The sequence below is a fragment of the Paenibacillus sp. FSL R5-0713 genome (assembly GCF_037973325.1).
Taxonomy (GTDB): Bacteria; Bacillota; Bacilli; order Paenibacillales; family Paenibacillaceae; genus Paenibacillus.
In genome coordinates this window covers 2,899,135-2,912,886 of record NZ_CP150229.1, presented here as the reverse complement: position 1 = coordinate 2,912,886, position 13,752 = coordinate 2,899,135, and the positions used below count along the sequence as shown (strand labels likewise).

Genomic DNA, 13,752 nt, shown 5'->3' with positions numbered 1-13,752 from the left:
TATACTACGTCTCTTAATTCAACCTAAATCATTTCTAAAGATAATCTAAATAAATAGAAATAAAGCCCTGACACTGGCCAAGGCTCTAGGAGCAGGTTAACTAAAATAAGACTGTTCTCATTTCTGTATTCTAGCTGTTCATTCTTCTTGCAGACTGTCCGTATTAGATTAACAGATCATACCTTACCCGAACGAAGCCACGGTTCAACTCTGGCCAATAAACGTTCCTTGTCATATTGCACATATTGAACCGCCCGGTTGCGCACAGGATCACCGGCGTAGAAACGTTCATACAGATCATGCCTTGCTCCGAGCGGACTTCCGGTCAGTTCCCATGCCAATTGAAAAAGACGAATCTTCTCCGGGGCTTGCAACGTTACTCCACCAAGATATTTGTTCATCATGGAGCCTATCCTTTCATTGCCCTCAAACATACCTGAAGGGATCTGCATCAGACCACCCGCAGCAATCGTCTTCAAAATCTCCACTGCACGCGGATAATAACGATTGCCCAGATTACGTGCGGTTTCAATATATTTGAATTCCGGCAGCCAGTTGCCGTATGTGTCCGGCTTGGACTGTGCCTCAGCGGCAATAATCAGTCCCTCAATAGTCTGCATCTGACTGATCATCTCACCGAGTTGTTCCTGCACATTCAGGAAGGAGTCCACCCCGATCTCCTTGGCAATGGCGGAGGTCACGGCTGTAATGAACTCCAGTTTCGAGTGTAATCGGATAACGCTCTGATGATAAGCCAGACTGGACGAAGCTGTATTACAGCGAATCTGCCATACAGCTTCAGGGTTATTGTGCAGCAATACACGTTCCCAGGGCACAAATACATCGTCAAAAAATAACACAGCATCCATCTCATCATACTGGGCACTTAGTGGATGTGATCTATCCGAATCTTTTGCCGCGAATGTTTCTCGACACATCATGTGCAAGCCCGGACTGTCCGCGGCTACAATGACCATATGGGCCAGCTCTGGCAGGTGGCCTGGAATTCGTTGAACGGGATACGCAATGATATCATCGGCATAAGGCGCAGCTGTTGCAACCATTTTGGCTCCGCGGATCACCACGCCCTCCGCATTGCTTTGCACAATTCGGAGCATGGCATCCTCATCTTCCCCAACAGGCAAGGAACGATTAATCTGAGGGTCCCGCTGGACAATCGTCAGGAAGGCATCTTTTCGTTTGGCTTGTTCATAATAAGTCGATATTTTAACTGCAAATGCGGGATCATATGCTGTCATCTCATGTCGTGTTGCATACCAACCAGTCAGGCGGGAGCGAGCATAATCAGACAGTCTGCTCATTACCCCATACGTCCGCTCAGACCAAAGCCGAAAAGCCCCCGCTCTGCTGTTCACGTCAAGAAGTGAACGGGGCACATGGAAGGAGCGATGTACATAACTTCCCGTTTGTTCGTCCCAATAGGCCACAGTTTCCCTTGTCTCCGGGTCATCCACCAGATTGAATAATCCTTCTATGGTCTGAAGTGTTCCCTGAAAGGCCTGATGGCGGGTTACCCGGATACGCTCACCATCCAGCCATACATTCCGCTCATCATTCAATCGTTGAATGTAAGCCTGTCCACGAGACAACGTGATGCTCATATATGTCCTCCCTATTGTGAAACGATGTAATGATACACTTTGTATCTAATGAAATAGTACTGTGCCTTGGATAGAAAAGTCAACAGACACCGAGCCATGAGTTCGGTGTCTGTTGGGCCATTCATTTTTAGACTAACTTGGCATACATATGACGCAGATACCGCCAGCGTACGAGTGCAAAATACAGGATCTGCATGGAAGCAAACACCATGAAGATGCGCAGACTGTATCCGAAGACTGAGAAATCAACCAACTGCTGCAATGCTACGAAGGCAACCGAGCTGTGGATAACGGCAATCAGAATCGGCAGGAAGAACATAAGCAATAGCTGCCTTGTCACAATCTTACGAAGTTCGGGGCGGCTGAGTCCCATTTTGCCAATCATGCGATACTGTGCTTCATCCCGTTCGAGATCTGCATAGAGTCTGAAATAGGTGAAGCTTGCTGCAAAGGTGAAGAAAACAATGCCAATCAGTCCGCTCAGGATCAGGATAATTCCGTTCGTTTGTTTCGAATTGAGCCAATCCACCACTAGTGCACTAACCTGGAAGTAACCTCTATTGGAATGATTCTGTTGAATAGATTCGATTAATTCAGGAGCAAAGCTCCGTGTACCCATCCAATCTTTCACGATAAATTGGATCGTTCGCCTCGAATAGAAACCTTCAGGCATGCCAACTTCCTCGTTGTACGCAGGCCTCATCTGATTAAACAATTCGTCAGTTACGATATAGATATTAATTTCACCTTGATAAGGAATCACAATCTCGGTGCCAGGTGTCGATAGCTGAACAGGTACGCGCTGACTATCCACCTCCAGATTGACCCCCGCTCCGGAGAATCCTTGTTCAGCCTGTTCACGGTACTTCTTGCGAACCGCCAAATTGCTTGGTGTCATAAATGACTCATCGACCTGTTTCAACGCACGTTCTTCATACCCAAGTGCCTTCGCCAAACGGTTATAATCACTTAATTTGATAATCTCTCCATTATTATTTTCAGATATAGGAGCATAACTGCCCTTCACGTAGGGAACTTGATGATCAATCAACGTCTCTTCAATCTGCCGAATATGTCGCTCGGAGTTGGGAGTATCCCACATATTCATATAACTGAATGCGTACGGATTCGACATGGATGACAGACCCGGGTCAGCAATCGCAAGCATGGTGCCAATTCCCGTAAATGAAGAAGCCGAAATGATACTTACCATGAAAAACATAATCGCGTTATCTTTCATTCGATACGTAAGTTCTGAAAGAAAGAGCAAATTGGTTTTACGGAAAAATAACCGTGAGTTGCCTTTGAGGGCTCGGATAACGTACACACTGAGCTGTGTGAACAGTAAGTATGTACCTGCAATAACGACCATAACACTTGCCATTAATAGCGGAAACGAGAAGCTTACCCAGACAAAGGTGAATACCCCAGCATAACCTCCGCCAATGAACAATACGGATAACAAGGCGAGCAGACGTGATGCCTTCGGTTCCGGTTTTGGCTTTTCCTCTGATTTCACAAGGTCAATAAGTGTTCCTTTCCGTATGAGTAAGGATGATGACATGGCAATCACTACAAACAGCAGCAAAAATGCGCCAGCCGTCAAGGCAATGCCTTTCAGCGGAAAATAGAATCGAAGGCTGTTCTCAACAGCCAGCATAGCGCCACAGATCAGCAGAATCAATTTGCCAAAAACAATTCCCAGTCCAATACCGGTAATAATCGAAGCTAATCCGATACACATATTCTCCATAAATAAGAGCCGGTTCATCTGTTTGCGTGTCATGCCGATGATCAGGAAAATGCTAAATTCCTTCTTACGCGTCTTGAGAAATGAACCCACGGAATAGAGCAGGAACAGGAATGAAAAGATGAATATAATGATCTCCGCAATCATAAACCCCTGGTTGGCAAGTAAAGTAACCGTTCCATTGGAACCCTTTAATCCTTCTTTTAGATCGGGATGGAACAATAGCAATGCGTAGGTGAAAAAGATCATGACAGAGAATGTACTGCTCAGAAAATGAGCCAGATAAATTCGTTTATTGCGAACAACATTATTAATGGCGAACTGGCGAAAATTCATGTCCTGACCCTCCCATTAGGGATAATACATTAATAATCTTCTGGTAAAAGGCTGCCCGATTATCGCCGTAGTGAATCTCATTGTATAGCTTGCCATCTTTGATAAAGACGACTCTACTGCAATAACTTGCAGCTACTGCATCATGAGTCACCAACAGCATCGTCGCCTGATCCTCCTGATTGCGGGTTTCGAGGATCTCCATCACATCTCTGGCCGCCTTCGAATCCAGATTACCTGTTGGCTCATCCGCCAAAATCAGTTTCGGAGAATGTATGAGTGCTCTGGCAATGGCTGTACGTTGTGCCTGTCCACCCGATATCTCATAGGTTCGTTTGTTCAGAATACTTTCAATTCCCAGCTTGCTTGCCAGCTGTTCTACACGTGTGTTCATCTCTGCTATGGGAACGCCGTCAAGCGTCAGTGGCAGCACGATGTTTTCCTTGACTGTCAGGGTATTTAACAGATTAAACGATTGAAAAACAAATCCCAGCTCTTTGCGCCGAAAGAGCGCGAGTTCGTCTTGGTTCAATTCAAACGGATTCTTCCCTGCAATCCGCAGTTCTCCTGATGTCGGATGATCGATTGTGGAGATCATGTTCAGCAGCGTTGTTTTACCACTGCCGGATGGTCCCATAATGCCGACAAATTCACCTTTCTGAATACTGAGATCGATGCCGGATAATGCTTCATAGGACACGATGCCTTTATAGATTTTACTGATCTGATTGACAGAACAAATCTCCATAGTTACAACTCCTCTAATGAAAGTGAATTCGAAAATTAAGATACGCTGATGCTGTGTGTCTGCATAATAAGTGCGGCCTTTCCTGTGATCTTCATGACTACAGTCTATCGAAGTTTCGGTCATTCTCCTATGGTTTAACCTTTCATCAACATGACAATGTTGTAAGGTTGCATGGTAAAAATCCAAAAAGACGCCTTCGCCTCAACCAGGCAATAGACGTCTTCATATCCATTTGACACATCATTATGTTAATACTCATCATGCTTCAGCCCAAATTCACACGTTCCACTCTCGTCTTCCACCTGCCACTTCAGGAACTGAATGTAATTCGGACAGTTGTTCCTTCACCGTACACGGATTCAAGATCGATCCGATGATTCATTCGGGTCAGTACTTCTTTCGCAATATACAGCCCCATGCCAGTGGACTCTTTGAAATGCCGTCCGTTCTCCCCAGTGAAGAAAGGCTGAAATACCCGGTTCAGATCGGACTTTGGAATCCCGATGCCTTGATCCTGCACTTCCAGTAGGATGGAGCGTTCTGATTCATATGCCCACATATGAATTTTTTGCCCGCTGCCCGCAGAATACTTGATCGCATTAGATAGTAGCTGTACTAAGACAAAACGAATCCACTTGGCATCGGATTGCACAACCAGTGAGGAATCGATATGCATCTCTGGATAGACATGATTGCGAATGAAAAATCGCTTCAGCTCGTGAATTGCTTCCTCACCCGCAGTTTTCAGTACTACGGGTTCAACAGTGAAATCCTGTTCGAAGGTATCCAAACGGGCCACATACAGCACAGTCTCCAATCCACGTCTCATTTGGTCCGCTTCCTCCCGAATGCTTATGAGCCGAGGATCATCATCCTCCTGATCTTCCAAGGTCAACTCAATGACCGACAATGGTGTCTTCATCTGGTGTACCCACTGATTCATAAACGTCAGATATTCTTGCTGTCGCTGTTCCAGTCGATGCAGGTGAGCATGATACTGTCCGTATTGTGAATCCAGCAGCTTCTCCAATGCCTGTGATAATGGACTTGTTTCGTTCAAGGGTACAAATTCCTTCAACGAATCCATCGATCTGGATATTCGTTCATAAAACGAGCGATGTGAATAATAACGATAGACCAAATAGCCAACATACAAAAATAATCCCAACGCTACAGCATAAGCAGCGGTAATCCAATCACTATAACCGTCATACCAGAACACCGCCACCACGGTGAACAAGATAGCAACCACCCAGCAAGTTAAAGCGAGATGTTCACGAATAAACAATCTCATGATGGAGAGGAAGCCTTCCAGTTGTTGTTCAATCGGTAACCTGAACCTCTGACCGTTTCCAGTGCATCCGTAATGCCAAGCTCGGCTAATCGCTTACGAACCCGCGTAACGTTAACGCTGAGTGTATTGTCATCTACAAAAGAGTCATCCCACAGCTTCTCCAGGATCGTTTCCCTGCTTACCAGCTTGGGACTGCGACGCAGTAACGTTTCCAGCAGAATGGTTTCTTTCTTCGTCAGCTGCACTTTGCGATCGCCCAGTTGAATCTCCAATCTTTCCAGGTAAACGACCAAGCCGTCCAGTTCCACCTTGCGTTCTTCATCACGTGCGGCATAGTCCCCATACACCCGGCGTAACTGACTCCGAATTTTAGCCATAACAATCTCGTGTTCGAATGGCTTGGTGATATAATCATCCGCTCCGTTCTCCAGTGCCATGACCTGATCCATCTTTCCGCTCCGGGCGGAGATAAACAGAATTGGGCAGGTAGATAATGTACGAATCTGGCGGCACCAGTAGAAACCATCATAGCTGGGCAAATTGATATCCAGTAGCACAACATGCGGTTGTACCTGTTCAAACTGCTGCACAATCATCTCAAAATCCTCGGCCAAAACGGCCTTATCTCCATAACGCTCAATATGTGACTTCAATAATCCCGCAATCTTGGGATCGTCCTCTACAATCATAATGGTATACATGGTTGGATCTCACCTCTGTCAAAATCATAACACAGGTTGTATTATCGAGCATCGACTTGATTACGCCAGTCCACAATATCTGCGTTCAGCTGCTTCAAGTCTCCATTGGCTTGCTGTTTGTCCGTTAATTTATACTGCTGCTTCAATGCCAGGATACGATATACACTTTCATCGATTCGGGATTCGGAGATGTCCCCTGACTTCACTGCATTCATCAGTGTATCAAAAATCGTCTTGCCACTCTCATAACTATGAGCTACCAAAAGAATGTCACTACCTGCCTTAACAGTTGCTAGTGCAGCTTCATTCAACTTAAAGTTCTTCGCGATTGCTCCCATACTCAGGTCATCTGTGATGACGACACCGTTATACTTGAATTTTCCGCGCAGATGTTCACCAATGATGACATCAGATAAGGAAGCCGGATGATCGGGATCAAGCTTCGGAAACAGAATATGTGCCACCATGACTGCTTCCACTTGCTCCTTCACTGCGGCCTGGAACGGAATCCATTCAAGCTCAGCCAGTTGTTTTTCCGTTTTGTTCACAACAGGCAGATCCAGATGGGAGTCCACGGACGTATCGCCATGACCCGGAAAATGCTTCACTACCGGAATAATGCCTTCATTACGCAGACCTTTCATCTCCGCAATCCCCATACGCGATACCAGGTCTGCCGAACTGCCGAATGAACGATCACCGATCACGGGGTTCTTCGGATTACTGTTCACATCCAGCACAGGAGCGAAGTCCACATTAAAACCTGCAAGCTGGACTTGTCTGGCCAGCAATTCTCCCATCGTTTCAGCGAGCGCACTATCTTTTGTCTGGCCTACTTTTTTGTTGGATGGAATGGATTCCACGTTCTCCGGCATGCGGCTGACTTTGCCGCCCTCCTGATCCACACTCATGAAGATGGGTACCGGATTGGACTGATTCGTTTCCTTGATGGATTGTACAAACTTGGCTGTTCCCTCAAGCGTCGTTACATTGTTGGCGTAGAAAATAATGCCTCCTACCTTCTGATCCGCAATCATCTGTTTGGCCTGATCATCCAGCGTTGTACCCTGAACACCAGCGAGTATCATCTGTCCAATTTTCTCTTCTAACGTTAATGAACTGAGCTGCTCCTGCACCGGATCGACTTCTTCTGGTACTTCTTCCTGCGGTGGAGCGGTATTCTGCTCCGGCGATGAGGAAGATTGCCCTAAGTTAGAGCCAGCATTGGAGCCGGTATTCGAGTCCGTTGTGGAGGAAGGTTTCTGTGCTTGGCCACATGCCGATAAAAGCAGAATGATCCCCAGCAGAAGACATATCATATGCAGTGGTTTTCTCCATTTTTTGTTCGAGGTGTAACTATAGTTGTACAAGGATATTCATCCTCCTTATGTAATCTCGTCTTGGTAATTCAAAGGTTCAGGAGTAACCTTATCACAAGGTGAATGATTTTCAAAATGAGCGCTTCTGAGGATTGAATCGTTGTGCTGACATAATATGCAGCGAAAAAATTGGTTGCTATAGAACCTGAGATGTGGAACTTCAATGGTGTTGTGACTAAGCGCGTGTGTGAAGTATGGGAGTAATAAACAGGTGCAGCGGTGCGGAAAATGTTTTTCTATTATGAATTTTTCATATGTTGAAATTATAAGTATAGGTAGGTGAAAAAGCCGCCCAAAGGCGGCCTATTTGTTCATTTTTGTTTCGTTTATGTTTTGCTTTCGTTTCATTTTTCGTTGTCAATCGTCACCATTCGGCGTTGGTTCACTTTTTTTTGCAAACGTTTAGCCTTCAATTAATGAAGGGTTTGCAACACTTCCGTTGTAAATGGAATGATTTCGGATATGCGACCTTCCCGAACTTTGGCAGGCCATTCTGGATCACTAAGCAGAACGCGACCCAAGGCGATCAGGTCAAACTCATGATTCTCCAGCTTCTCATTTAGTAAATCCAAATGGGCATCCCCTGTTCCCTGGTTCTCGGTCGCTCTGTCCACAAATTCAGCTTCAAGCCCTACCGATCCAACCGAAATGGCTGGTTTGCCTGTGATTTTCTGTGTCCAACCCGCGAGATTCAGCTCGGATCCTTCGAATTCAGGCAACCAGAACCGCCGTGTAGAACAATGAAATATATCTACGCCAGCAGCACTGAGTGGTGCCAGGAATTGCTCCAATTGCTCCGGCGTTTCCACCAGACGTGCTTCATAATTCCCCATCTTCCATTGGGAGAACCGGAGCACAATTGGGAAATCAGGACCAACCGCAGCACGACAAGCTTCAATCACTTCAACCGCAAATTGGGTTCTTCGTACCAAATCACCACCATACTTGTCGGTTCTTCGATTCGTCTGCGCCCAGAAGAACTGGTCAATCAGATATCCATGGGCTCCGTGCAATTCAATGCCGTCAAACCCGATTCGCTGTGCATCCGCTGCCGCTTGGGCATATGCCTTCACAAGACCTTGGATCTCCTCTTCTGTTAATGGTTCACGTGATGGCTCACCTGCCATGCTAACCCCTGACGGACCTACAGGCTCAGCTTCTGCGTTAGGCAAGTCACCGGAACGACGTGCTGTACCCACATGCCACAATTGTGGCATGATTTTGCCACCCGCTTCATGCACTGCTTTCACTACATTAGCCCATCCTTGCAACGAATCTTCACCATGGAACAATGGTATACTCGCTCCGCTGACCGAAGAAGGATGATTGATGCCTGTACCTTCCGTAATGATAAGTCCTACTCCGCCTGCTGCTCTTCGACGGTAGTATTCAGCAACTTCCGGTCCAGGTACGCCCTCTGGTGAGAATCCGCGAGTCATAGGGGCCATAACGATTCGATTAGACAAGGTTAGCTTGTCCGAGGTAAAAGGTTTAAATAATGCTGAAGGTACGTTCATCGTATACTGCTCCTTTGCAATTGGAAGTATGGAACTTTCGCATTCATGTGAAATGCGACATGCTTTTGTATGTCATAACATTAGTAACTCCGTTGACTGGTTTAGGATTATTTCTCTATCCATTCTATAGTTTCTTAATTTTATTTTCAAATTTTCGAAGTGAGTCATTCGAACTAATCTTTTAGATAAAAAAAGAAAGCTACCTTAACGGCAGCCTCAGTTTGATCACTCTACCGAAGCGGTCTGACTTGCACTCTGATGCATCTTAACGGATTTTCCCGGTCACCAATAATGTGGATGTCGCATAGTATATAATCCATAATCTTCCTTCCAATTTAATTAGCATTTACGGGGATATCATTGCGATTCACTCGAAGCAATTTCCCCGATGAAGTCGATAACACATCGGGATCGGTACCCAGACCAAAGTAGAAGTCGCCCTCGTTCTCTTCAAATGACTTGGCATACGTGTCCTGACTAAACCGTAAAATCTCATTCCATGTTGTCAGATCCGTGGATTGGTAGACCCGATTGATATATAGATTGGCACTTTGACGCGTATACGTAAGCACATATACCTTACCATCACGCAACAGTACATCCGTAGGAAGCGCCTTGGCATCTGGCAGATTAACTCGTTTGGCCTGGTTAATATCTGTCATAACATTCAAGGATTTGGGCAGCAGTTGTCCATCATTGAACACCCCTCCCGCTATATAGAGCAACTTATTATTAAAGTTAATATTTTTGCCTATTTTATTATAGGGAATGGTGCCCGTTTGATAAGTGAGTCCTGGCAGCATTTTGTTTCCATAGATGACAACGTCCCGTTTTTCAAGCTTTTCATTGATCTCCAGGATATTGGTTTTGTCATTCCATATTTTATTGGCCGGATACATCATGCCAGATGCATATAATTTGCCATTAAGATGGAACATGGTATAAGCCCGGAAGCCAAACGTATTGATTGTTGCATATTTCTGCCAAGTTTCACCTTCATTATGAGAGATTAATATCGTTGGTTTGGACTCTGTACCTAGCGCGGCAAACATCTTGCCCTGATAGGAAGCCAAATCGTATACGTGTACTCCGAGTGGAAGATTACGATATTTAGTCCAAACCTCTCCATCCAAACGATAGAAATTGCCGAGTTCCCACTTCTCACTATCCGAATCATTACCAGGAATATATAACTTGTCGTTAAGCACTCTGTAAATGTCAATCTGTTCCTCATCCACATACATCTTCGTCGATGGCAAAATGCCAGGGTTGCTGTTGGTCACCGACTGGGTCTTGAATTTCGCGTTCGCTGTATCATAATAAATGACCGGAATAGGGCCTGAATTCGGCGCTACGCCCAGATTACTGCTGTTCCCGTGACCCAAATATATTTTGCCGTTGTACAGTTGCATATCCCAGACGTTATTGGCATATGGTGTTTTGGTAAAAGGCCTTCCCAGCAGTTCTATCTTGGATGTTACATCCGCTGAAATGATCGGTGCATTCGACACCTTGGCAAGCTGACGTTCCGTAGCAGGTGGTTGACTAGTTGACGTGTTATTTTTCGGTTTGGAATTGCCCATGAGCATCCAGCTCATTCCTGCAACGATGGTCAAAATTACGGCTGTCCATTTCGTGTGTCTCTGCATGTCCGCTTCCTCCTTCATATTTTTAGAATGATTCCCTTCATACCAAGATGATACATTTTGTATCTTTCCATACTATGTAAAACCATCTGTACATGCAACAAATTTCGCCCGATCTGGACAAAAAAAAGTAGACAACCACATCTGTTGATGTGTTGTCTACTCGTTCTTACTATCCTGTGGATTCTATTCTGCTTTAACCAGAATCTTAACCTGATTTTTCTCTTTTAGCAGTGCTTCAAAACCATGTTCCACCACTTCATCCAACGAGATTCGTTTGGTTACCAGCTTGTCTGCGGGGAAGAAACCTTTATCCATCAGACTGATGACTGCCGGGAACACATCGCGATAACCGATAATGCCGTTGACCGTACGCTCTTTCATAACAATAGAGTTCGGATGAATCGGTGCTTCCTGTTCAAAAATACTTACGATCATCAACTCTCCACCAATACGTGTGGAATCGATGGCTTGTTGCAGCACACGTGGTACACCGGTTACTTCATAAGCTACGTTAACGCCACCTTGTGTACGCTGATGGATTTCTTCTACGACATTGAACTGTGTTGGGTCAATCACAATCGCACCCAGTTCTTCCGCTTTAGCTTTTCGTTCGTCCGATAATTCCACAACATAAATATCAGAAGCTCCCGAGGCCTTAAGTGCTTCAATGACCAATAATCCAATCGGGCCAGCACCAAACACGGCTGCCGTATCGCCCACTTTCAGCTTGCTTTGGCGCACAGCGTGAAGTGCTACAGCCGAAGGTTCAACCAGTGCACCTTGCTCATACGAGATTGAATCCGGTATGGCATGGACCATGTATTCTTCAGCAGTTACATATTCGGAGAATCCGCCTCCGCCTCCAGCGAGTCCAAGGAAACCCATTTTATCGCACAGATTGTATTTACCTTGTTTACAAGCTTCGCAGTGTCCACATGCGTAGATCGGTTCTACAACTACACGATCGCCCGCCTTGAAGCGTGTAACGCCTTCCCCTACCTCAACCACCTGTCCTGAGAATTCATGTCCCATGACTACAGGCGCTTGTTCCCCTGTTAGGGGATGTGGTGCTTGAGCCGGAATAAAAATCGGACCCGCTGTGTACTCGTGCAAGTCACTGCCGCAGATGCCGCACCATTCCACTTTTATTTTGACCTTACCTTCTTCAGGATGAGGTTCGTTAATATTTTCGAGACGTAAATCTTTGACTCCGTGCCAACGTAATGCTTTCATTCATTTCATCTCCCAGATCATAATTTATAGTATAATCGGAAACGTTTCCGTAAATTAAATATGTCACATTTTAGATACGCTGTCAAACATATTTCTACACTAATATGTCTATTTCGTGATCATATCGAGTTTTTAATTAAGAACGCTTACACTTTTATTAAAGTTATTTTAGCGGTATTGTGTAACCGCTCTAATCCAAGTTATTAAGATATATCCTGGCAAATAATACTGCAGACGGAATGAAATATAATCATACTTCGGCATAAATGTGGTCCAATCACGGGATACTTCATAGCTCAAATGTTATAATTAAGTTATATACTTATCGCGAAGTGCATACATATCCCTAAATATTCGGAATCGTTTCCGATAAAGTGAGGTAAACGTACATTGAGGAAAGAACAGAAACTGACGATCAAGGACGTGGCTGAGCGTGCCGGCGTGGGCATCGCTACTGTATCCCGGGCCATCAACAATTCAGAAGGCATAAGCAGTAAAACACGAGATAAGGTGATGAAGGCCATTGAAGAACTGGGTTTTGTACCCAACACCTCCGCACAGAGTCTGAAAATCCGGCAAACGCACCAGATCGCGCTCGTTGTACCCGACATACGTAACGCCATTATTCCGGAGATTTCATGGTCTGTTGAGCAAACGGCGAAGCAGCATGGTTACCATGTCGTGCAGATCAATACGGCAGGCAATGCCCGTACCGAGTTGGAGACAATACGTAATGTGAAAAAATTGCATGTAGATGGATTGATCTTCATGCCTCTAGCCTATCCCAAAACGTTACCCGGACTGATTGATAAAGCCCCGCTCCCCATCTCTATGATTAACTACGGCAAGAAACTGGAACCGGGAATGAGGGCAGATATCGTCTCTCTGTCTCAACCCGAAGGCAAACTGGTCATGGAGCATCTGTTCAAAATTGGGCGGACGCGAATCGCATATGCCGGTGCACCCAAAGACATTATTGAAGAGCGCTTCCGTGCTTATGAGCAAGCTGTAGGCCATGTGGACATTTCTCTCGTCTACTTTGGTGAGGACTTTTCATTGAATACAGGTGCCAATGCTGCAGATTATTTCTATGGACTCACGCATATGCCAGATGCAGTCTATGCCATTAATGATATGGTTGCCATCGGATTGGTTAATCGGTTCAAGGAGTTGGGGGTTCGTGTACCTGAAGATGTGGCTGTAGTGGGTGTAGATAACAATCAGTGGACCACGGTCTCGTCTCCGCAGATTAGTTCTGTGTCCATTATGGGTGAGGAGGTTGCCAGACTTGCTACCGAACTGTTGTTAAAGCGGATTCGGGAGATGAACACGACCGATTACGAACACATTCAATTCGAACCGCGCTTAATCGTTCGTGAATCAAGCGTCGCCATGATTCATTCTTCCCAGCGAGGACGACACAGTTAGATTTGTTTTGCTACACAGATACTCTAAAAAGGTGTTGCTCAGGTCTAACTCTTTCCTGGCAGCACCTTATTTGTCTATAATCCCATATATCTAAAACT

General features: G+C 45.4%; 10 protein-coding genes. 1 reads left to right on the top strand and 9 read right to left on the bottom strand.

Going from position 1 to position 13,752, the window contains the following annotated elements; all coding sequences use genetic code 11:
* Positions 1 to 176: 176 nt before the first annotated feature.
* The 9 genes from MKZ12_RS13265 to MKZ12_RS13225 all read right to left on the bottom strand — a co-directional run bounded on the left by MKZ12_RS13265 (position 177) and on the right by MKZ12_RS13225 (position 12,226).
* Complete coding sequence (locus tag MKZ12_RS13265) at positions 177 to 1,622, bottom strand: 4-hydroxyphenylacetate 3-hydroxylase N-terminal domain-containing protein (RefSeq protein ID WP_339260803.1); 1,446 nt, start codon at positions 1,620 to 1,622, stop codon at positions 177 to 179.
* Positions 1,623 to 1,749: 127 nt separating this feature from the next.
* Entirely contained in the window at positions 1,750 to 3,708 is a 1,959-nt protein-coding gene (locus MKZ12_RS13260; protein ID WP_339260801.1) for an ABC transporter permease, read from the bottom strand.
* Positions 3,683 to 4,453 (bottom strand): ABC transporter ATP-binding protein, encoded by a 771-nt coding sequence (locus MKZ12_RS13255; RefSeq protein WP_339260799.1) that lies wholly within the window; start codon positions 4,451 to 4,453, stop codon positions 3,683 to 3,685. The genes MKZ12_RS13260 and MKZ12_RS13255 overlap by 26 nt, the downstream gene beginning before the upstream one ends.
* 310 nt (positions 4,454 to 4,763) lie before the next feature.
* Positions 4,764 to 5,747 (bottom strand): sensor histidine kinase, encoded by a 984-nt coding sequence (locus tag MKZ12_RS13250; protein WP_339260797.1) that lies wholly within the window; start codon positions 5,745 to 5,747, stop codon positions 4,764 to 4,766.
* Positions 5,744 to 6,448 carry a response regulator transcription factor gene (locus tag MKZ12_RS13245; RefSeq protein ID WP_339242153.1) on the bottom strand — a complete coding sequence of 235 codons (705 nt, stop codon included), beginning with the start codon at positions 6,446 to 6,448 and terminating at the stop codon, positions 5,744 to 5,746. Before MKZ12_RS13245 ends, MKZ12_RS13250 begins: the two co-directional genes overlap by 4 nt.
* Before the next feature lie 41 nt (positions 6,449 to 6,489).
* Positions 6,490 to 7,818, bottom strand: a complete 1,329-nt coding sequence (gene nagZ, locus MKZ12_RS13240) for a beta-N-acetylhexosaminidase (protein ID WP_339260796.1) — start codon at positions 7,816 to 7,818, stop codon at positions 6,490 to 6,492.
* Positions 7,819 to 8,240: 422 nt separating this feature from the next.
* Positions 8,241 to 9,344 carry an NADH:flavin oxidoreductase gene (locus tag MKZ12_RS13235; RefSeq protein ID WP_339260795.1) on the bottom strand — a complete coding sequence of 368 codons (1,104 nt, stop codon included), beginning with the start codon at positions 9,342 to 9,344 and terminating at the stop codon, positions 8,241 to 8,243.
* Between the two features lie 335 nt (positions 9,345 to 9,679).
* Positions 9,680 to 10,993: a hypothetical protein gene (locus MKZ12_RS13230; protein ID WP_339260794.1), complete on the bottom strand. Its 1,314-nt coding sequence runs from the start codon at positions 10,991 to 10,993 to the stop codon at positions 9,680 to 9,682.
* Between the two features lie 183 nt (positions 10,994 to 11,176).
* Positions 11,177 to 12,226: a 2,3-butanediol dehydrogenase gene (locus tag MKZ12_RS13225; protein WP_339242147.1), complete on the bottom strand. Its 1,050-nt coding sequence runs from the start codon at positions 12,224 to 12,226 to the stop codon at positions 11,177 to 11,179.
* A gap of 390 nt (positions 12,227 to 12,616) precedes the next feature.
* On the opposite strand from MKZ12_RS13225, the gene MKZ12_RS13220 reads away from it, so the two are divergent.
* Positions 12,617 to 13,654, top strand: a complete 1,038-nt coding sequence (locus MKZ12_RS13220; protein WP_339242145.1) for a LacI family DNA-binding transcriptional regulator — start codon at positions 12,617 to 12,619, stop codon at positions 13,652 to 13,654.
* The last annotated feature ends 98 nt before the right edge of the window (positions 13,655 to 13,752 follow it).

Bases quoted from the DNA above. Each gene is read 5' to 3' on its own strand.
- MKZ12_RS13225 (WP_339242147.1), bottom strand. From the start codon at position 12,226: ATGAAAGCATTACGTTGGCACGGAGTCAAAGATTTACGTCTCGAAAAT.
- MKZ12_RS13250 (WP_339260797.1), bottom strand. From the start codon at position 5,747: ATGAGATTGTTTATTCGTGAACATCTCGCTTTAACTTGCTGGGTGGTT.
- MKZ12_RS13230 (WP_339260794.1), bottom strand. From the start codon at position 10,993: ATGCAGAGACACACGAAATGGACAGCCGTAATTTTGACCATCGTTGCA.
- MKZ12_RS13260 (WP_339260801.1), bottom strand. From the start codon at position 3,708: ATGAATTTTCGCCAGTTCGCCATTAATAATGTTGTTCGCAATAAACGA.
- MKZ12_RS13255 (WP_339260799.1), bottom strand. From the start codon at position 4,453: ATGGAGATTTGTTCTGTCAATCAGATCAGTAAAATCTATAAAGGCATC.
- MKZ12_RS13245 (WP_339242153.1), bottom strand. From the start codon at position 6,448: ATGTATACCATTATGATTGTAGAGGACGATCCCAAGATTGCGGGATTA.
- MKZ12_RS13265 (WP_339260803.1), bottom strand. From the start codon at position 1,622: ATGAGCATCACGTTGTCTCGTGGACAGGCTTACATTCAACGATTGAAT.
- MKZ12_RS13235 (WP_339260795.1), bottom strand. From the start codon at position 9,344: ATGAACGTACCTTCAGCATTATTTAAACCTTTTACCTCGGACAAGCTA.